The following is a 20,312-nucleotide window of genomic DNA, read 5'->3' on the forward strand; positions in this document are numbered from 1 at the left end:
CTGTGGCCGGACATGTCGCGTTGCGCGGGCTGGAGAACCGCTGAAATGGCCACGTACGTTGTAACAACATCGAACTGGAACCAGCCGGGTTTCTGGTCTGCGATCGATGCCTCGAACGGCGACACCCTCGACCTGTCGGCGCTTGGCGCGGCGTATTCGTTCGACTTCGACGGCGCCAGCAGCGTCATGACGATTTCCGACGGCGTCACCAGCTTTACCATCGGCAACGCCGGGTCGGCCGGAACCGACGCACAGCTGGGCAGTGGCGTCGTAGACGACTTCGACGTGCAGATCGGCACGGCCGGGGACGACAGTTTCGACCTTGGAGACGAAAGCCAGAACGTGTCCGGCGGAGACGGCAACGACACGATATTTGCCGGGGGCGGTGCCGACACGCTGGACGGCGGCGCCGATGCCGACCTGCTCATGATCTCCGACATCGCGACCGGAGAGCAACTGCACGGCGGAGAGACCGTCACCACCGGCAGCGACGACGACACGCTGGATGCGTCCCGGTTCACCGCAACAGGGATCGAGTTCACCTTCAACGCCGACGAAGGCGGGTTTCTCGGCGACGGCACGAACAATGGCACGTTCTCAGGTATCGAGCACTTCGTCCTGACCAACCAGGACGATACGGTCGATGCTTCCGTGTCCTCCGTCGACCTGACCTTCGACGCGCTGGACGGCAACGACAGTGTCATCGCTGGCACCGGTGACGACAGCCTGACCGGTGGGACCGGCAACGACACGCTGCGCGGCGCCGCAGGCAACGACACCATCGAGGGCGGTCTGGGAGATGACCTGGTCGCGGGCAACGAGGGCGACGACAGCCTGTTCGGCGGAGACGGCTCGGATTCGCTTTACGGCGAGCAGGGCAACGATTTTGTCAGTGGCGGCGATGGGGACGATACTGTCGAGGGCAACGAGGGCGACGATACCCTCTATGGCGGTGCGGGCAACGACTGGTTGCGGGGGTCCTACGACAACGACATCCTCTATGGCGGCGCGGGCGACGACTACCTGTGGGGCGGCTGGGGCGACGACACCTTCATCATCGAGAACGGCTTTGGCAATGACACCGTCGACGCGGAGGGCGTGGCCGAAACCACCGGCGACGTGCTCGACCTCTCTGCCGTGACGGATGACCTGACCATCGACCTGTCGAACCTCAACCCGGAGGTCGGCACTGTCACGGACGGCACCTCCACGCTGGTTTTCGACGAGGTCGAGACCATCGTGCTCGGTTCCGGCGTGAACACGCTGAAGCTGGCGGACGGATCCGGCACCGATGTGATTGCCGGGTTCGACGGCCCCATCGACAACGGCGACGGCACCTACACCGGGCAGGACCTGCTGGACGTCTCCGACCTGACGGATTTCTGGGGCCAGCCGGTCTCGGTCGAGGACGTGGTGGTCGGTGACACCAATGGCGACGGGACGGGTGTCGCGACCCTGACCTTCCCTTCGGGCGACGTGCTCGTGCTGACCGGGCTGACGGCGGCTCAGGTCTCGGCGCCTGAGGCACTGGTGGCCATGGGCATCCCGGCCTTCGCGGGAGACTACGTGGTCGAAGGCACGTCTGGCGACGACATCATCGACGCGGGCTACACCGGCGACCCGGATGGCGATCACATCGATGACGGCGACGCGGCGGACTTCTCCGACGATGACAGCATCGAAGCGGGTGCAGGCAACGACAGCATCGTGGCTGGCGCGGGCAACGACACGGTGAACGCGGGCGAGGGCGACGATACCGTGCTGGGCGGTGAAGGCAACGACGACCTCTACGGTCTGGAGGGATCGGACAGCCTCGACGGCGGGGCCGGCAATGACACGCTTCACGCCGGGTCGGGCGACGTGGCCAAGGGCGGCGACGGCGACGACACTTTCTTTGTCGACCCGGCGGACCTGAACGGCGCAGCGCTGACGATCATCGGCGGCGAAACGGGCGAGAAGGCAGGCGATACGCTGAACATTTCCGGACCCGCGGCAATCAACATGACGGGGGCAGAGTCCGGGACGGTCACATGGAAGGACGGATCGGTTCTGACGTTCTCGGAGATCGAGAACATCAACTACGTGCCCTGTTTCACACCCGGCACGCGGCTGAAGACCCTGCGCGGGGACGTCGCGGCCGAGGAGATCCGGGTGGGCGACCGGCTCCTGACCCGTGATAACGGCTATCAGGCAGTGCGCTGGTGCGGCGCCAAATCCCTGTCGGCCCGGCAACTGGCGGCCGAACAGGCGTTCTGCCCGATCCTCATCCGCAAGGGCGCGCTTGGCCCCGGCCATCCGGAGCGGGACATGATGGTGTCGCCGCAGCATCGCGTGGTGATGACCGGTGCGCCGGTGGAGTTGCTTTTCGGCGAGGAAGAGGTCCTTGCCGCGGCGCTGCACCTCGTAGGGCTGCCGGGGATCGAGCAGCTCCTGCCGGGGCATGGGACCAGTTACATCCACTTCATGTTCGACCGGCACGAACTGGTCATGTCCGAAGGGCTGTGGACCGAGAGTTTCCAGCCGGGCGATCTGTCCCTTGCCGGGCTCGACGCGCCGCAGCGGGACGAGTTGTTCGCCCTGTTCCCGGAACTGAAGGTCGATGTCGGGCGGAAAGCCTACATGGCCGCCCGCCCGATGCTGAAGGCCTACCAGACCCGTCTGCTGATCAGCGCCTGAGCGTCACGCCACGGCGTTCAGAAGATCGCGCGAGGGCGTGCCGGTGACTGTCATGCCACGCGACTGCTGGTAGGCGCGGATTGCCGCCTCGGTCTTCTTGCCCAGCACGCCGTCAGGCGTCCCGGCATCGAAGCCCGCGCGCGTCAGCCCGCGTTGCAGTGCCTTCCGGTCGTCGAGGTCGAGACCGTAGCGGTCCCGCCCGAAGCGGCCCACCAGCGGCCCACCGCCCGCAAGGCGCGAGGCCATGTAGCCGACGCCCAGCCCGTAGTTCTCGGACGGGTTGTAGCGCAGGATCACGTCGAAGTTGCGGAACACGAGGAAGGCAGGCGCGTCCACGCCCATCGGTGCCACGACCGCTGCCGCGCCGTAGTCGGGCAGGCTGCCGCCCTGGGCGGGCCGGACTCCAAGGCTTTGCCATTCCGAGACGCTGCGCCGTGTGCCACGCCCGATCTGCGCCGAGAAACCATCGGGCAGGAGCACTTCCAGCCCCCAGAGCTGCCCCTTGCGCCAGCCATTCTCGCTCAGATACCGGGCCGTGGTCGCGAAGGCGTCGATCGGATCGTCGGACCAGACGTCGCGCCGGCCGTTGCCATCGAAGTCGACGGCGTAGCGCTGGAAGGCGTTGGGCATCAGCTGGGTGTGGCCCGACGCCCCCGCCCAGCTTCCGACGAGTTGCTGGGGTGTGGCGTCGCCCGCCTGAAGGATGCGCAGCGCATCCATCAGGTTGGATTCGAAGAACGCCCCCCGCCGTCCTTCCCACGCAAGGGTCGATGTCGACGAGATCACCGGGATGTCGCCGCGGCGGGTGCCGAAGTAGCTCTCAAGCCCCCAGACACCGCCCAGCACGTCGGCGTCCACCCCGTAGCGCGCCTCAACCTGTGCCAGCCGTCCGGAATGCGCCGACACGGCACGCCGCCCGAAGGTGACCTTTTCCTCGGGCGCGACGATGGCGAGGTAGTCCTCGAGGCTGCGCTTGAATTCCGTCTGGTTGCGGTCCCGCTCCACCACGCCGGGCAGGAACCCCTGCCCGCGAAAGGCGGCGTCCAGCGTTGAGGCCGAAATCCCGCGGGATTGGGCACGGCCTCTGAAGGCCGCAACCCACTGATCGTAGGCGGCATTCGGCTGCGGTTGCAGGGAGGGATCGCGCGTGGTGCCTTGCGGGGCGCGTATCGGTGCCGACGTGCTGCAGCCTGCCAGACCGAGGGCCGCGCCGTACATAAGCAGCTTTCGCCGCGTGAGGGTCATTCTCCGGATCCTTCTTTCATGCTCCGGACGACCCTATCGCGGGTATCAACTGTCCGACAATGGGACAGTCTTTTCTTCCGCTTCCATTAGCGGTTCGGTGCCGGCCTCGGCGCCGAAGACCTCGTATCCGAAGAACGCGACAACCGCCACGATGATCAGCCAGAACCACGCGCGGTTGCGGATCCGGGTCGGACGGAAGCAATAGGGGCATGTGGATGCGCCAAAGCGTAGGTCATAGTTGCAGTGTGGACATTTAGACATGCGTCGTAGTTTCAAACTTCGCCCCTTTTTATTGCCGGTTGCCGGTTGCCGGTGCCGTTCAGACACCCGACACCGCCACCTCCCCAAATGGCGACGGAACCTACACACACGCGCTCGACTGCTGGTTGCGTTCAGGCAGACGAACTATTGCGCATCACTATCTTGTTACCCGGACGACATGGCCTCATGATTCGGCATTGTTCGTGAGGCAGCGATGCGCACATATCTTCTTTATCGCATTGGTCCACCCGAGTTTGGCAAAAATAGCGGATTCCCGCCTAGTATTTTTGTCATTCTGATACGGTGGGCGGAGAGGGAGCAAGGGTGACGCGAAGAAATGTTCCAACGGAAACGGTTTCACGGTACCCGAATGGAACCGTGCCCGTGGCCTTGGGGAAGCACCTGATCTGCGACATGTATGGCGCCAGCGCACTTGTGGACGCGGGCCCGGCCAAAGACGTCCTGCGCCGTGCCGGGGTGGCTGCGGGTGCAACCGTACTACAGGTGGCGGCGCATGATTTCGGTGAAAGGGCGGGGTTTACGGGCGTTGCGCTGCTGGCTGAATCGCACATCTCCGTGCACACATGGCCGGAGTTCGGCATCGCCACGGTCGACATCTTCATGTGTGGCTCTGCAGAGCCGGAGAAGAGCCTGGATGTCCTGCTGAGCTACTTCCGGCCCGAGCGACACGTCTCCCGGATGCTGTCGCGCGGTGGCGGCATGGCAGGGGAGGCGTGACGTCGCAGGCGCCGGTTCAGGGGGCCGGCGGCAGGCGAAACGCGCCGCCGGAATAGTCTCGCATTACGCGACTTTTTCTTACGTCAATTCAGAGTGCGTTAAGTGCCCGCGGTTGAATTCAATTAACCTGAGACACGCTAGGGCATATCGGATGGCCGATGATATACGGATCAGGACGGCTCCGACGTTTCCAGCATCGCGTCGACGCCTTCCGACATGGCGTCCACGACGGCCAGGCGGCCTGCCATGCCAGGCAGGCGCACGACAACAGCTCCGTCTTCGCGCGACACCACATCCGCCGTGATGCTTTCCAGCGTCTCACGCTCTTCGTTGACGATGTAGACGGAGCCTTCCAGCAGCGCCGTCTCCGGCAGGCGGAAGGCGTCCGGACCGCTGTTCATCTCCACCGCGACAGCCTCGTTCAGGAACAGTTCGGGGGCGCAGGCTTCGTCCACGTCGATGGTCGTCTGCACGTACTGGCTTTCGAGGTCGGCTTCCGTGTCGATGCGGGTGATCGCGCCGCCGCAGGTCTGGCCGTTGCCGCGCCGAACGGTGACTTCGGCGCCGCGGGACACGCCCGTCGCATCCTGGGCCGAAAGACGGGAGATCAGGACGTAGACATCGACAGACTTCTGGCTGGGGTCGTAGATCTGACCCGCCAGCGCCCCGTCCGAGACACAGGCGCCGACGCTGGGTTCGAACCCGATCATGACGCCGTCGAAAGGCGCGACGAGCTGCAGGTCCTCGTGGTCGATCTCGGCGGTCTGGAGTTCGAGCTCGCCGATCCCAACCGAGATTTCGGCGCGTGCCTTGGCGGACCGCGCGCTGGCCATCGCCTCTTTCGCCTGCTCGGCGGCGAAGGTCGCGTCCATCATCCGGCTCTCCACGGCTTCCATCGTGGTCTCGTTGATCAGGCCGCGGCGGAACATCGTCTGGTTCCGTTCGAATTCCTTGGCGACAAACGCCCTGTCTTCGGCCCGGCGACGGTCGTCGTTCTCGGCGGCGGTCACGGCCAGTTGCCGCTCCTCCACCGCGGCACGCAGTTCGGCAAGGCGGGCCTCCGCAGTCTTCAGTGCAAGCTGGGAATGCTTGTCGTCCAGCTCCACCAGTACCTGCCCGGCCTTGGCCACCTGCATGCGCTTCGCCTCTTCGGAGATCCCGACGATGCAGCCGGTCGTGCCGTAGGAGAGGCCGTACATGTCCCGCGCCCGCACGGTCCCGACATAGCTTTCCTGCGGCGCGCTGACCGGGTCCAGCCGGACCACCTCGACCGGCCATTCCTGCGCGGTCTGCGCAGTGGCGGCCGCGCCGGTCAAAAGCGCGGTCCCCACCGCGAGCGTCTGGCACATTCTCCGGGCAATCAGGGTCATGCGAAGCCTCCTGTCCTGTAACGGCATCCTGTTCGTCGCCGCGACTATAACGCCAGAATCGGGCAAGTCGCGCGTTTTCGGGGCTTGTGACAGGATCGTGCGTTATTATATTCGGAAAAACGAATAGGAGTGATCAGATGGCTGGCAAGAAGCTGTCCTGTTTCGATTGCGGTCAGGTGAACCGGGTGCCCGAGGAAAAGCTGGGCGCGGGTCCGAAATGCGGCACCTGTGGCGCGCCGCTCATGCCCGGCAAGGCCATCGAGGTCGACGCGGCGACCCTGGCCAAGGCGTCGCGCGTGGACGAGGTGCCGCTGGTGGTGGATTTCTGGGCGCCGTGGTGCGGCCCGTGCCGGATGATGGGGCCGGAGTTCTCGAAGGCGGCGGGGCAGCTCAGGTCCGAGGCCCGGCTGGTCAAGCTGAACACGGAGGCCCATCCCGAACCCAGCGCGCGGCTCGGCATCCGCGGCATCCCCACGATGATCGCCTACACCGCGGGGCGCGAGACAAAGCGCCAGTCCGGCGCGGCCTCTGCTGCGCAGATCGTGACGTGGGTCAGGGGGTAACGGAGCGCGCGGGTCAGGCGGCCAGACGCTGGGCGTTGCACCAGTCGACGATCGCATCGACATCCGGGGGCAGTGCCTCGGCATAGTCCCCGGCGAACTCGAGGAACCCTGGCAGGTTGCCGGGGTTCACGGCGGTCAGGACAGCGATCCCGCGCGACAGCGCCTCCCCGATCAGGGGGCGGAAGCCGCGCCCGTCCAGCTCCTGCTTGCCGAACTTGTTGACCACCAGAAGCGCCGGGCCGCTCTCCAGCGCCGCGGCGACCATACCGACCGCGTGTTCGAGGCCCGCCGGGTCCAGTCGGCAGCCGCGCGACAGCGCGCCGAGGTTCTGGCTGATGCGCACCACGTCAGAGCCCGACAGGATGTGCAGGTCCATGTCGCACTTGTGCGTCGCGTCGCGTTCGGAGTTCACCTGAACCGCGCCCGCCAGCCGCACGCCGCGCGCGTGCAGCGCCATCGCCGCATCGCGGATCAGGACGTCGCTTTCGCCGCGCGCCTCGACGCTCACATATCCCAGCATGGTTCCTCCCTAGGCCCCGGTCTGCCAGACATAGCCCGTCAACTGCCGCCGGGGAAGCCCGCCTTTAGCGATAGACCGGGCGGCGCTTTTCGAGGAAGGCGGCCAGACCTTCCGCCGCCTCCTCCGTGTAGCGTGCCCGGTTGATGCCGTCTGCCTCCAGCGCCATCTGCGCCGTCAGGCCGTTGACCTCCGCCATGTTGACGGTGTGCTTGATCGACGCCAGCGCGCCCGCCGGTCCATCGGCCAGCCGCTCGGCGATCTCCAGCGCGCGGTCGAGGGCGCTGCCCGGTGCCGCGATTTCATTCACGAGGCCGAAGTCCGCAAGCCGCTCGACCGGCATGGGACGTCCGGTCATGCACATTTCCATTACCAGCTGACGCGGCAGGGCACCGCGCAGGAAGTGCGTGGCGCCGCCATCCGGTGTCAGCCCGACCTTGACGTAGGCGATCACGAGGCTGGCGCCCTCGGCGGCGACGATCATGTCACAGGCCATCGCCAAGGACGCACCGGCCCCCGCCGCCCCGCCTTCGAGCGCGCAAACCACCGGCACCGGCGCGTCGTGCACCGCACGAATCAGCGCGTTCAGCAGGTCGGTGTTGGAGGAAACCTGTCCGCGCGGGCGGCTGGCAGAGTCCTTCAGCATGGCGATGTTACCGCCGGAACAGAAATAGCCGTTTGACCCGGTCAGGACGATGGCGCGCACCCTCGGATCGTCGCTGCCATCGATCACGGCCTCACGCAGCGCGGTATAGAGCTCCGGCCCGATGGAGTTGCGGCTCTTGGCCCCGTCGAGCGTCAGCACCAGCACGGCGCCCCTGCGCTCGGCCTTCAACACCGTGTCGGTCATCGCGGTCTCCTCCCTGCGTGTCCTGCGCAGAAAGGCGCAAGGCCGGGCGGGATGCAAGTCAGCGCAAGGCGGATTTCATCGACGCTTCGGGGAAACAGGTGGCCGGTTCCCCGCGGCTTTCCTGCCAGCGCCCGATGGAGCGGCGGGTCTTGAACCCCGGCAACCCGTCCGCGCCGCCGACATCGTGGCCCATCTTTTCCAGCGCCCTCTGCATCACGGCCACGTCGGACCGGTAGAGCCCGCCGACATTACCCCAGGCGGCAGAGAAATCGCCGGAATTGTACTGGATGCGGTCGCCAACATGCCCCACGAACAACGCGTAGAGGTCGCTCATGTTGTAGTCCTTGAGCACGTAGAAGTTCGGCGTGACGATGAACGCGGGACCGCTGCGCCCGGCGGGCATCAACAGGAATCCCTCGCCCTGCGCCTCGTGATCGGGGAAGGGGCGGCCGCTGACCCGCGTGATCCCCATCGCCGCCCAGTCGGAGATACGCTTGCCCTGGTCCGGTCCTTCCAGCGTGCAGGAGACGGAGGCAGGCACCGTCACCTCGAACCCCCAGTCGCGGCCCTTCACCCAGCCGTGGCTTTGTAGGTAGCGCGCGATGGAGGCGATGGTGTCCGCCTCCGACCGCCAGATGTCGGCGTGCCCGTCGCCGTCGCCATCGGTGGCGTAGGACAGGAAGTTGGTCGGCATGAACTGCGGCTGCCCCAGCGCCCCGGCCCAGCTGCTCTTCATAGCCGAGGACGGCGCGTGTCCGGCCTCCGCGATCTGCAGCGCGGCGACGAGTTCATCGGTGAAATAGGCGGCGCGGGTGCTCATGAAGCCCTTGGTGCCCAGCACACGGAACACGTCGTGCGGGATCGCGGCGCTGCCGTAGTTGCTCTCCCGGCCCCAGATGCCCAGCACAATGCGCCCGGGAACGCCGGTCCGCGCCTCTGCCGCGGCGAGCGGGCGGGCGTAGGCGTTTGCCATCTTGCGGCCCTCGCGCGTGGCGTAGTCGAGCGACCCGCGAGAGAAGTACTTGGCGGGCTGCCCGAACTCCGCCTGCCTTTGCTGCTTGGGCGTCTGCGGCCTGCTGCCCGGCGGCACGAGGTCGGGCAGGTCCCAGTCCAGCGTGACGCCCTTGAACGCCGCGTCGAAGGTGTTGCGCGAGACGCCCTTCGCCTCCGCGCGCGGCCAGACCTCCTGCCTCAGCCAGCCTTCGAACTGCGTCTGAACGGCGGCGCGGTCCTGCGCGTGGGCGGGCGCCGCGAGCACCGTCAACAGGCAGAGGACGCGGAAAACGGATCGGATCACGGTGTGGGCTCCTGCTCGGGTGTTGGCGGTCGAGTCTAGCGGATCGTGCGGCAAACACACCCCCTGCGGCTGGCATCGGCAACGATCGTCCGGTAGCCCATCCGCGGGGTCGCTTCGACTTGCGGCTGTGCTAGGGTCGCGCCGAAATCGACCGGTTCGGAGCCTCCATGTTGCGTGTCATCCCTGTCCTCGCCGCCCTCGCCCTGATCGCGCCCGATGCCCGGGCCGCGGAGATCGTCGAAGGCGATGCGGATGCCGGGTGCAGCCTGACACTCTCCGGCTCGCCCGCCGAAGGCGACGCCCGCGCGCTGCGCTCGGCAATCCGGGACCTGGGGGAGGGGCCCGTGCGGCTCTGTCTCGATGGCAGCGGCGGCTCGATGCCTGCCGCACTGGAGGTGGCGGACCTCGTGGCGCAGGTGCCGATGGCGACCCAGCTGTCCGAGGGTGCGACCTGCGAAGGGCCTTGTGCGCTGATCTTCATCGCCGGTGCGCGTGGGGCGCGGGTAATGCACCCTTCGGCGGTCCTTAGGTTTTCCGTTCCGCAGGTCGTCCCCGACAAGGACATGATCCCGCGGGCAGAGGCCGAAGCCGCGTTTGGCGCGGGCCTCTCCGCCGTGGCAGAGGTCATCCGGCTGCGGACGCGCCGGGATCTGGATCTGCCGGATTCGCTGTTGCTGGCGCTTCTGGAGGGGAACGGCGTGTTCCGGATCTCCACAGTAGGCGATGCCGCACGATGGGGGATTGCCGTGGCGCCGGTGGCGCTGCCTGCCTCCGGGGCCGATACGGCGCTGCAGAACGCCTGTTCCAATGCGGACGGCGCGCGGCTCGACCTGTCGCCCGCCGACCTGCCGTCCTACGACCGGGAGGTCGGCTTCACGGTGGACAGCTTCGGCACGGGTGCGGTGCGCATAAGCTCCGAAGCCGCGTTTGGTGCGGCGCAGACGACGCGGTGCCAAGTCGACCTCTCGCTCGATGCGGGTCCTGCGGAGGCCTTGGGCACACTCCGGTTCGGAAACGGGACGGTCGGAGACACGACTTCCCGGGCCCTTGCGCCCTTCGCCTTCCATGACCCCGCCACGCCGCTCTCCGACCTGCCTGGACCCAATGCGCCAGCGGACAACCCCACCGCCCAGACCGATTTCCGCGCGGAGCTTGCCGCCAAGGCGCGCGAGGCCCTGACCGCCGTCACTTTCCCGTCCTGCTGGGTCGCCTCCCCGCAGGTGAAGGTGGTGAACGTCTCCGACTTCGTGAACCTTCGCGCAGAGGCGGGCTTTGGCGCGACCGTTCTGCGCGAGGTGCCTTTGGGCGAACCGCTGACCATCGTCGGCAGCCAGTCGCTGGAGGCGCCGGGAGACCAGGACCGTGCACGCACCTGCCGCGAGGCCTGCAACGCCTTCACGCTGGACCCGGCCGATACGGAGCAGAAGGAACAGGCGCTGGATTGCATATCGCGCAATGTCTTCTGGTACGAGGTCAGCGATGCGCAGGGCCGGCTGGGCTACATCAGCCGCAAGTACCTGTCGGACTGAGCGTCGGAACATGCCGGAGAAAGGCGGGAAATCCGCACTTGCCGCATCGGGCCAATGCCGCGAACGTGCGAGAAAAAGGGAGACGGGCGGATGACACGACACATCGCAGCGGTTCTGGGCGTCGCGGCTCTGACGGCTTTCGCATCAACCGCACTGGCCGAACGCGGGAGCCAGTCGCCCATCCCCGATGACATCTGGCAGAAGATGCAGGGCGTGAGCTGGCACGCCGACCTGCCGTGCCCCAACCGCGACGGTCTGCGCCTGCTGAGCGTGCCCTACGTGGATTTCGCGGGCGCCGAGCAGACCGGCCAGCTGGTTGTCGCGACAGAGGTGGCCGATACCATGCTGGACATTTTCGCCGACATCCACGCAGCCCGTTACCCGATCCAGAGCATGCGCCCGGTGCACGAGTTCGCCGGGGACGACGGATTTTCGATGGCGGCCAATAATACCTCTGCGTTCAACTGCCGTCTTGTCGCCGGGACGTCGCGGCTGTCGCAGCACGCGCTCGGGAAGGCCATCGACATCAACCCGGTTCACAATCCCTATGTGCAGGGGCGGCACACGTCGCCGGACGCGGGCGTGGACTACGACGAGGCGTCAGAGCGCCGACCAGACGTCCCGGGAGTCATCCTGCCAGACGATACGGTCGTCACCGCCTTTACAAAACGGGGCTGGGGGTGGGGCGGCACATGGTCGTCCGCGAAGGACTACCAGCACTTCTCCGAATCCGGCAACTGAGCGATACGCTCCCGTCTGTCTTCGGCTCAGGTCTGGATGAAGTCGACACCGCCGGGGTAGACATGCGCGGCCGTTAGGCGGCCCGAGAGGTAGGCGCCGGTGTCGACGGATATGCGCCCGTCCTCCGCCTTGGCGTCCTCGGTGATGGTGTGGCCGTGGACCACCCAGATGCCATCGTCGCGGTTGACCCGGAAGAAGTCGGGGTGGCCCCAGGTCAGCACCTGCGTCGACTGGAAATCCATCGGCAGTGCAGGGTCAGCGGCGGCATGCACCGTCGTCACGTTGCCGGTCTGCCAGCGTGAGGGCAGGCCCTGCAGCCACTCCAGCATGTCGTCCCCCATCGCATAAAGAAGACGGTCGCGCAGCCCTTCCGGATCGCGCTTGCCACTGCGGGAGACGCCGAAACTGGCGAGTGTCTGCAGCCCGCCATGCCCGAGCCATCGGGACTCCTGCCGCTCCGGATCTTCAAGGTAGCGCAGCATCATCTCTTCGTGGTTACCGCGCAGGCAGACAAAACGGTCGCCCATCTCGCGGCTCATGGCGAACAGCAGTTGCAGGACACCGGCGGAATGTTCGCCGCGGTCGATCATGTCGCCGAGGCACACGATCTTTGGAGCGCTGTCGCGCTTGTCGATCTCCAGCAGCAGGTTGCCGAGCGGCCGGAGGCAGCCGTGCACGTCACCGATGGCAAAGAAAGCCTCATCTGGCGCCAAGGGCGCTTCGAAGGGGACGTTTGCACGCACTGCTTGCTGATCGCGGTCACGCCCGCGTGGCTTGCCGAAAAGTCTCATACCGGATTGTATATGAGGCGTTTTCGCAGCCCAGCAAGTGCGACCGTGCTTGAAAACGGTCACACCTGCCGAATTTTCGATCAGATGCTCAAAGAGCGTTCTGTGCGCTGCGGAGCAGGACGGGGAACAGCTGCTGCAGGGCGCGGTTCCACTTGGTGATCGGCTGTTCCTCGATGAAGATGATGTCGTCCGGGCGCATCTCGAACTTCGTCGCGAGGATCAGCTTCGCCGCGTTGCGCGCGTTCAGGTGGTAGGCGATGACGATGTCGCCATAGCCGGCCTGCGGGTCGCCGCGCAGCACGTAGATTTCCGACGGGTCGCCGGTCGTGGTGTCGAAGCCGCCCTCGTTGTAAAGCACGTCTGCCAGCGTCGCCCGGTCGTTGAACGGCAGGGCAAAGCGGTTCTGGCCGCGCACTTCACCGGCGAGATAAACGTACTGGCGTCCGTTGGCGCCATATTTCTCGCGGCGGTCGAAGTTGCTGCGGTCCTCTTCCAGCGCGCCGCGGCGGATGTTGATTTCCGACTGCAGGTTGGCCAGGGCGCTGTTGCGGGCGCTCTGGCGCAGCGAGATCACGTCGATCTTCGCCCGGTAGAACTCAAGCGCGCGGTCGAGGTCATAGGAGGTATCGACGAACACCGCGTCGCCCGCCTGCATGAGCTTGTCCTGCATGCCCGGGTTCTGGAGGTAGGTTTCCAGCGGGATCTGGTAGAGCGTGCCCTGGCGGTACACGCGGATCGAGGCGAATTCGCGGTCGCGGATGTCCGTGCCACCGGCGGCGATGATCGCCTCGCCGAGGGTCAGGTCGTTCGGGGTGATCGGCACGATGGTCGGGGAGCGCACGGCGCCGCCTACGGCCACGCGCTGCGAGTTGAAGCGGCTGACCTCGAGGCTGAAGGTCGGGTCGATCTGGTTGTCGACGAGCACCTGGAACAGACGGTTCTCGGCCTCTTCGATGGTCAGTCCAGCCACCGGGATGGAGCCTACGTCGGGGATGGCGATGTTGCCGTCGTCACGGACGGTGTAGCCCTGACGCTGATTTGCCGCGGCGAGCAGACCGGACAGTTCCTCGACGGAGTTGCGGCTCTTGGTGGCGAGCAGAAGCTCGTCGCCCACGCCGATGCGGTAGGGCTGCGGCGCGACATCGGGCAGCGGCCGGAATTCGAGCGTCTCACGCGATTCGTCGGGCAAGTAGGGGGTCGGCGGGATGGCACCGACACCGCGTGCACTGCCGCCGCCCGCGTTGGCAAAGAACGATGCGGGCAGGCTTTGCGGCGCATAGGCCGAACGGTTGGCACTTGCCACGACGGTCGGCGACATCTCCAGAACGGTCACCTGGAAGCCGTCGGCGGCCGAATTGACCGTGGGGCTGTTGTAGGTGATCCCGCAGGACGTCAGAGCCAGGGTCAGCGCCGCAACACCGATCCAGCGTCCGGCCTTCGGCATAAGTCTCCGACCCTGCGCCCGCTTGGAGGTCACGCTCATATCTTACCCCGTCCCAAAACTTGCTTTTGTTCATTCTCGACCTGCGCAACGCGGCTTGCAAGCCGCACCGCGAGGGCCGTCAATCTCTGACGGAATTACATGCGTTCCGGCCACATGGCGACATGACGCTCCTGCTACACTGCAGCAAATCCGACGAGCGGGGCAAATCTGCAACATCGGCAAGAATCTTCCACAGGGTGAAAGTGAACAATTCGTTTTCAGCGCATGGGCGACGAAATGGCTCACTGTATACAGCTGCATACTGTAGACGCCGTTGCGCGTTTGGCCTAGAGAGGGCGCAAGGTTAACAAGGGGGATCCCATGTCCGACACGTCCACGCCCGATATCATCTACACCAAGGTCGACGAAGCGCCCGAGCTGGCCTCGGCGTCGCTGCTTCCGATCATCCAGTCCTTTGCCTCCGCCGCCGGCGTGACGGTGGGTACGAAGGACATCAGCCTCGCAGGCCGCATCATCGCCACCTTCCCGGAGGCCCTGACCGCAGAGCAGCGCCAGTCCGATGACCTGGCCGAGCTGGGCGAACTGGTGAAGAAGCCGGACGCCAACGTGATCAAGCTGCCGAACATCTCCGCTTCGGTCCCGCAGCTCGTGGCTGCGGTCAAGGAACTGCAGTCCCAGGGCTACGCACTTCCCGACTATCCCGAATCCCCGTCCATCGACGAGGAAAAGGCCGTCCGCGCCAAGTACGACAGCATCAAGGGCTCGGCTGTGAACCCGGTCCTGCGCGAGGGCAACTCCGACCGCCGCGCCGCCGCTGCCGTCAAGAAGTTCGCGCAGTCGAACCCGCACCGCATGGGCGAGTGGTCTTCCGATTCCAAGACCCGCGTCGCCGCGATGTCGGGCGACGATTTCTACTCCAACGAAGTCTCTGCCACGCTGGACAAGGCCGCGACCGCGAAGATCGTGCTGGAGACCGCCGCTGGCGAGACGGTCCTGAAAGAGGGCGTCTCCTACCCGGCTGGTACCGTCGTCGACGCCACCTACATGTCGGCCAAGGCGCTGGACGCTTTCCTTGCCGAAGAGATCGAGAAGACCAAGGCCGAAGGCACGCTGTTCTCGCTGCACATGAAGGCCACGATGATGAAGGTCTCCGACCCGATCATCTTCGGTCACGCCGTCAAGGCATGGCTGGCCCCGGTCTTCGAGAAGTACGGTGACAAGATGGCCGCGCTGGGGGTGAACCCGGCATCCGGCATGGGCGACCTGCTGGCGCGGGTGAAGGACGATCCGGAAATCACCAAGGCCATCGCGGACTGCCGCGAGCAGCGCCCGCCGATGTACATGGTCGACAGCGACCGCGGCATCACCAACCTGCACGTGCCGTCGGACGTCATCATCGACGCCTCCATGCCGGCGCTGATCCGCGCGGGCGGCAAGGGCTGGGGCCCGGACGGCAAGGAATCGGACACCAACTGCGTGATCCCCGACAGCTCCTACGCGCCGGTCTATGACGCGACCATCGAGTTCTTCAAGGCCAACGGCAAGCTTAACCCGGCGACCGCCGGCACCGTGCAGAACATCGGCCTGATGGCGCAGAAGGCGGAGGAGTACGGCTCCCACCCGACGACCTTCGAGATCCCCGCTGACGGCACGGTCAAGATGATCCTCGACGACGGCACCGTGCTGCATTCGCACACCGTCGAAGCGGGCGATATCTGGCGCTCGGCCTCGGCCCGGAAGGCGCCGATCGAGGACTGGGTGAACCTGGCCATCGAACGGCAGAAGGCCACGGGCTACCGCGCGATCTTCTGGCTGGACGCAAGCCGCGCCCACGACGCCGAGCTGATCGCCATGGTCAAGCCGATCCTCGAAGCCAAGGGCGTCACCGACAAATTCGAGATCATGGCCCCGCGCGAAGCCACCATCGCCTCGCTCGAGACGATCACAAAGGGCGAGAACACCATCGCGATCACCGGCAACGTGCTGCGCGACTACCTGACGGACCTCTTCCCGATCCTCGAGCTGGCGACCTCCGCCAAGATGCTGTCGATCGTGAAGCTGATGCAGGGCGGCGGGCTGTTTGAAACCGGCGCTGGTGGCTCTGCCCCCAAGCACGTCCAGCAGCTCCAGTCCGAAAACCACCTGCGTTGGGACAGCCTTGGCGAGTTCTGCGCGCTTGGCGAATCGTTCAAGTTCCTCGCCGACCAGAAGGGCAACGAAAAGGCCCGCGTTCTGGGTGAGGCGGTGGACACCGCGACGCAGGGCATCCTCGACAACGACCGCTCGCCCTCGCGCAAGGTCGGAGAGCCGGACAACCGCGACAGCCACTACTGGTTCGCCCGTTACTGGGCCGAGGCGCTGGCCGCGCAGTCCGACGATGCCGAGCTTGCCTCCCACTTTGCCCCCATCGCCAAGGCGCTGGCCGATGGCGAAGCAGATATCGTCTCCGAACTGGCGGCGGCACAGGGCAGCCCTGCGGACACCGGCGGCTACTACCACAACGACCCGGAAAAGGTCGCCGCGGTGATGCGCCCCTCGCCGACGCTGAACGCGATCATCGGCTGAGACGTTCGTACCGGACAAAAGCAAAGCGGGCCCCGAAAGGGACCCGCTTTTTTCGTGCCTTTGAACCTGCGGTCAGATGCGGGCGTGTGCGCCGCCGCGCGGACCGGCCACCAGCCATGCGATGAAGCCGAGAACCGGCAGGATCAGGATGGCGAGGGTCCAGACGATCTTGGCGAGCGTGGACGCGCCAGAGGTCAGAGTCTGGTAGATTGCGTAGATGTCGGCGATGAGGATCAGAAGACCCAGAAGACCATATTCCATTGGTTCAGCTCCCGTTTAGCTATCTGGGGAGACAACGTGCTCGCGCCCATCGGGTTCCCTCGACGTCAAAATTGGCAAGGCGGGGCCGGGCGTGTCAGGCGTGCGTCAAGGCCGCTGAGAGCGGCTTTTGGCAGGCGCGAAGGGCCGCTCGTGTGGTTGTTCGGGGGAAGGGGGAGGGCACCCGGTCAGATGCGTGACGGGCCGTCCTGTTTGCCGTCCAAGGGGGCGGCGCAGGTCGGCCGCCGTGGCGGGGCCCCGGTCGGGGCCCCGTTCGGGTCTGATATCAGATACCGCTGCGCTTGGCGGCCGCATCTGCCGGGGCCACGCGGGCAACGGAATGGATCACGCCAAGGCCGTCGTCACCCTTCCACTGGAAGGAAATGTCGATGCGGTCGCCGGTGGCGAGGTCGGCCGGAACCAGCAGGTCCGCCGGCAGGGTCCAGACCGTCTTGTCGGTCAGGACGAGGGTGTGGGTGGCCGGGGTCCAGCTGTGGACGGTGCCAGTGGTCTGATCGGCGAGGACCGGACCTGCGACGAGGGCGGCCAGAGCCGCGATAAGCGTGAAACGCATGGGGTTTGCCCGAAGGGAGGATGGCGCTCTAGGCGCGATCCCCGCGCTTGCAGCCGCCGGGCGGAGCCTCGCGCCCGGATGACGCGAAGATGACATGGCGGCGCATCTTTTCAAGTGGTCTTGCAAGGGATTCTTTGCCGCTGGCGGCTTGTTGCCATAGGCGCTTGGGAGGCGGCAGCGCTTGCATCCCCAGAGCGTTCCCGGGCCTTTGAACGAATGTGTCGTCCCGCTCCCGCACGGCTGCGAAAAACGACGGCTCAATCCGCCCGAAAGCCCCCTTCAGCCTACCGCTTGCGCCGTTTGACGTTCCCGCCGCGCTGGCCGGGACGCCCTGCTGTCGAACGGCCCTTGGCCTTTGTTGCCTCTTCTGAGGCCCGTTCGACCGCCTGCTGTCGGGCCAGCGGGTCGTCGGCCACCGCCAGTTCCACCGCCTCCAGCCGCTTGACCTCGTCGCGCAGACGCGCGGCCTCTTCGAACTCGAGATTTTCCGCCGCCTTGCGCATGTCCGTCCGCAAGCCTTCCAGCACGGCGGCGATGTTGGAGCCCTGTCGCTTCGGGTCGATCTTGGCGGTGACGCGGGACTGGTCGGTGTCGCCCTGGTAGAGCCCGGCGAGGATGTCGTCGACGTTCTTCTTCACCGTCTCCGGCGTGATCCCGTGTTCCTCGTTGTAGGCCATCTGCTTCTCGCGGCGGCGGTTGGTCTCTCCGATGGCGCGTTCCATGGATCCGGTCATGCGGTCGGCGTACATGATGACCCGCCCATCGGCGTTACGCGCCGCCCGCCCGATGGTCTGGATCAGCGAGGTCTCGGATCGCAGGAAGCCCTCCTTGTCGGCGTCGAGAATGGCCACCAGCCCGCATTCCGGGATGTCCAGACCCTCGCGCAGCAGGTTGATCCCCACCAGCACGTCGAACGCGCCAAGGCGCAGGTCGCGCAGGATCTCGATCCGTTCGATGGTGTCGATGTCGGAGTGCATGTAACGCACCTTGATACCCTGTTCGTGCAGGTACTCCGTCAAGTCCTCGGCCATGCGTTTGGTCAGCACGGTGGCCAGGGTGCGCATGCCGTTTGCGGCGACCTTGCGGATCTCGTCCAGCAGGTCGTCCACCTGCATCTCCACCGGCCGGATCTCCACCTGCGGGTCCAGAAGGCCGGTGGGGCGGATCACCTGTTCGGAGAAGACGCCGCCCGATTGCTCCAGCTCCCACGCGGCGGGGGTGGCGGAGACGAAGATCGACTGCGGGCGCATCGCGTCCCATTCCTCGAACTTGAGGGGGCGGTTGTCCATGCAGGACGGCAGGCGGAAACCGTGTTCGGCCAACGTGAACTTGCGCCGGTAGTCGCCGCGATACATTCCGCCGATCTGGGGCACGGAGACGTGGGATTCGTCGGCGAATACAATCGCGTTGTCAGGGATAAACTCGAAGAGCGTCGGCGGCGGTTCGCCCGGCGCGCGGCCCGTCAGGTAGCGCGAGTAGTTCTCGATGCCGTTGCAGACGCCGGTGGCCTCCAGCATCTCCAGATCGAAGTTCGTCCGTTGCTCAAGCCGTTGCGCCTCCAGCAGTTTTCCCTCGCCGACAAGCTGGTCGAGCCGCTGGCGCAGCTCCTTCTTGATGCCCTGAATCGCCTGCTGCATCGTCGGACGCGGCGTGACATAGTGTGAGTTGGCGTAGATCCGGATGCGCTCGAAACTGTCGGTCTTGGTGCCGGTCAGCGGATCGAATTCGGTCAGCCCTTCCAGTTCCTCGCCGAAGAAAGACAGCCGCCATGCACGGTCCTCGAGGTGGGCCGGCCAGACTTCCAGCACGTCGCCGCGCACCCGGAAGGTGCCGCGCGAAAACCCCTGATCGTTGCGGCGATACTGCTGCGCGATGAGGTCGGCCATGATCTTGCGCTGGTCATACTCCTTGCCGACGAACAGGTCCTGCGTCATCGCCCCGTAGGTCTCGACCGAGCCGATACCGTAGATGCAGGACACGGACGCCACGATGATCACGTCGTCGCGTTCCAGCAGCGCCCGGGTGGCCGAGTGGCGCATCCGGTCGATCTGTTCGTTGATCTGGCTTTCCTTCTCGATGTAGGTGTCGGACCGCGCGACGTAGGCCTCCGGCTGGTAGTAGTCGTAGTAGCTGACGAAGTACTCGACCGCGTTGTCCGGAAAGAACCCCTTGAATTCGCCGTACAATTGGGCGGCCAATGTCTTGTTCGGGGCAAGGATGATCGCCGGGCGCTGGGTCTGTTCGATCACCTTGGCCATGGTGAAGGTCTTGCCGGTGCCCGTCGCACCCAGAAGCACCTGGTCGCGCTCTCCCTCGTCGATGCCGCCGGCAAGCTCCGCGATGGCGGTCGGCTGGTCGCCCGCCGGAGAGAAGGTGGTCTGCATGACGAACTGCTTGCCGCCTTCGAGCTTTTCGCGCGTGCGCACATCTGGCGCGGCGGCATGCATCATGGGCATCTGTTGCGGCGAATTGTTGTGCATCGGGGTCTCCTGTGCGCGATCCCGGTTGTCCAGCGCCGGTCCTGTCGCTGCAGCGCAACGTAAGTCGCAGGGCGGCCTCGCGCTAGTCCGATGCTGACAATAACTGTCTGCAAGACGTCTGGGAGAGCGGCCTGTTTGGGCTCGGTTGACTGACGTGCGTGTCGTTGGCGAGGCCGAACAAGGGTTCGCAGAGTGCCGAATACATGCGCGAACTGCTGATCCACTGCTCGCCTGCCTACCAACTTTGGTCGCAGCACCTTCTGGCGCGGGTTGAAAGGGCCATCTGATAACAAAGGGAAATAGCGGACTGGCGGCGGATCGCCCGTGTCACGCTGCCCGACTGCCACAAAGGAAGCATTTGCCAAAACCGAAAGCTGATATGTAGCTTTGAAGGAGACAAGCAGCGCTCGGTG

General features: G+C 65.8%; 17 protein-coding genes. 6 read left to right on the forward strand and 11 right to left on the reverse strand.

Annotated features, from left to right (window positions below):
- Positions 1-45: 45 nt before the first annotated feature.
- Positions 46-2,676: a Hint domain-containing protein gene (locus tag ACU0DV_RS16195; protein ID WP_446242162.1), complete on the forward strand. Its 2,631-nt coding sequence runs from the start codon at positions 46-48 to the stop codon at positions 2,674-2,676.
- Between the two features lie 3 nt (positions 2,677-2,679).
- Here the strand turns inward: ACU0DV_RS16195 and ACU0DV_RS16200 are convergent, their stop codons facing one another.
- Together ACU0DV_RS16200 and ACU0DV_RS16205 are read right to left on the reverse strand one after the other, a co-directional pair.
- The gene (locus tag ACU0DV_RS16200) at positions 2,680-3,921 is read right to left on the reverse strand and encodes a lytic murein transglycosylase (RefSeq protein WP_446242163.1); all 1,242 of its coding nucleotides are present in this window, start codon (positions 3,919-3,921) and stop codon (positions 2,680-2,682) included.
- A gap of 45 nt (positions 3,922-3,966) precedes the next feature.
- On the reverse strand, positions 3,967-4,182 hold the full coding sequence (locus tag ACU0DV_RS16205; protein ID WP_100928182.1) for a hypothetical protein: 216 nt from the start codon (positions 4,180-4,182) through the stop codon (positions 3,967-3,969).
- A gap of 384 nt (positions 4,183-4,566) precedes the next feature.
- Here ACU0DV_RS16205 and speD point away from each other — a divergent pair, with 384 nt between their 5' ends.
- Positions 4,567-4,920 carry an adenosylmethionine decarboxylase gene (speD, locus tag ACU0DV_RS16210; protein WP_446242164.1) on the forward strand — a complete coding sequence of 118 codons (354 nt, stop codon included), beginning with the start codon at positions 4,567-4,569 and terminating at the stop codon, positions 4,918-4,920.
- Between the two features lie 170 nt (positions 4,921-5,090).
- Here speD and ACU0DV_RS16215 read toward each other — a convergent pair whose 3' ends face one another.
- Positions 5,091-6,290: an efflux RND transporter periplasmic adaptor subunit gene (locus tag ACU0DV_RS16215; RefSeq protein WP_446242165.1), complete on the reverse strand. Its 1,200-nt coding sequence runs from the start codon at positions 6,288-6,290 to the stop codon at positions 5,091-5,093.
- Positions 6,291-6,427: 137 nt separating this feature from the next.
- Between ACU0DV_RS16215 and trxC the strand changes: the two genes are divergently transcribed.
- Positions 6,428-6,853, forward strand: a complete 426-nt coding sequence (gene trxC, locus ACU0DV_RS16220) for a thioredoxin TrxC (protein ID WP_370315994.1) — start codon at positions 6,428-6,430, stop codon at positions 6,851-6,853.
- 13 nt (positions 6,854-6,866) lie between these two features.
- Here trxC and ACU0DV_RS16225 read toward each other — a convergent pair whose 3' ends face one another.
- From ACU0DV_RS16225 to ACU0DV_RS16235, 3 genes are all read right to left on the reverse strand, one after another.
- Positions 6,867-7,373: a DUF2478 domain-containing protein gene (locus ACU0DV_RS16225; protein WP_370311354.1), complete on the reverse strand. Its 507-nt coding sequence runs from the start codon at positions 7,371-7,373 to the stop codon at positions 6,867-6,869.
- Between the two features lie 64 nt (positions 7,374-7,437).
- Positions 7,438-8,220: an oxepin-CoA hydrolase, alternative type gene (locus ACU0DV_RS16230; protein ID WP_446242166.1), complete on the reverse strand. Its 783-nt coding sequence runs from the start codon at positions 8,218-8,220 to the stop codon at positions 7,438-7,440.
- A gap of 58 nt (positions 8,221-8,278) precedes the next feature.
- Positions 8,279-9,514 carry a lytic murein transglycosylase gene (locus ACU0DV_RS16235; protein ID WP_446242191.1) on the reverse strand — a complete coding sequence of 412 codons (1,236 nt, stop codon included), beginning with the start codon at positions 9,512-9,514 and terminating at the stop codon, positions 8,279-8,281.
- 170 nt (positions 9,515-9,684) lie between these two features.
- Between ACU0DV_RS16235 and ACU0DV_RS16240 the strand changes: the two genes are divergently transcribed.
- Positions 9,685-11,046, forward strand: a complete 1,362-nt coding sequence (locus ACU0DV_RS16240; protein ID WP_446242167.1) for a hypothetical protein — start codon at positions 9,685-9,687, stop codon at positions 11,044-11,046.
- Positions 11,047-11,136: 90 nt separating this feature from the next.
- Positions 11,137-11,787 carry a M15 family metallopeptidase gene (locus ACU0DV_RS16245; RefSeq protein WP_446242168.1) on the forward strand — a complete coding sequence of 217 codons (651 nt, stop codon included), beginning with the start codon at positions 11,137-11,139 and terminating at the stop codon, positions 11,785-11,787.
- A 26-nt stretch (positions 11,788-11,813) separates the two neighbouring features.
- Here the strand turns inward: ACU0DV_RS16245 and ACU0DV_RS16250 are convergent, their stop codons facing one another.
- On the reverse strand, positions 11,814-12,500 hold the full coding sequence (locus ACU0DV_RS16250) for a metallophosphoesterase (RefSeq protein WP_283982046.1): 687 nt from the start codon (positions 12,498-12,500) through the stop codon (positions 11,814-11,816).
- Between the two features lie 166 nt (positions 12,501-12,666).
- Complete coding sequence (locus ACU0DV_RS16255; RefSeq protein ID WP_446242169.1) at positions 12,667-14,061, reverse strand: polysaccharide biosynthesis/export family protein; 1,395 nt, start codon at positions 14,059-14,061, stop codon at positions 12,667-12,669.
- A 321-nt stretch (positions 14,062-14,382) separates the two neighbouring features.
- Here ACU0DV_RS16255 and ACU0DV_RS16260 point away from each other — a divergent pair, with 321 nt between their 5' ends.
- A complete protein-coding gene (locus ACU0DV_RS16260; protein ID WP_446242170.1) occupies positions 14,383-16,587 on the forward strand; it encodes an NADP-dependent isocitrate dehydrogenase in 2,205 nt (734 codons plus the stop codon).
- A 72-nt stretch (positions 16,588-16,659) separates the two neighbouring features.
- On the opposite strand, the gene ACU0DV_RS16265 is transcribed toward ACU0DV_RS16260, so the two are convergent.
- The 3 genes from ACU0DV_RS16265 to uvrB all read right to left on the reverse strand — a co-directional run bounded on the left by ACU0DV_RS16265 (position 16,660) and on the right by uvrB (position 19,899).
- Positions 16,660-16,848 carry a PLD nuclease N-terminal domain-containing protein gene (locus ACU0DV_RS16265; RefSeq protein ID WP_005860190.1) on the reverse strand — a complete coding sequence of 63 codons (189 nt, stop codon included), beginning with the start codon at positions 16,846-16,848 and terminating at the stop codon, positions 16,660-16,662.
- Between the two features lie 283 nt (positions 16,849-17,131).
- Positions 17,132-17,419: a hypothetical protein gene (locus ACU0DV_RS16270; protein WP_446242171.1), complete on the reverse strand. Its 288-nt coding sequence runs from the start codon at positions 17,417-17,419 to the stop codon at positions 17,132-17,134.
- Between the two features lie 284 nt (positions 17,420-17,703).
- A complete protein-coding gene (gene uvrB / locus ACU0DV_RS16275; RefSeq protein WP_446242172.1) occupies positions 17,704-19,899 on the reverse strand; it encodes an excinuclease ABC subunit UvrB in 2,196 nt (731 codons plus the stop codon).
- Between the last annotated feature and the right edge of the window lie 413 nt (positions 19,900-20,312).

It is taken from the genome of Sagittula sp. (genome assembly GCF_052825245.1).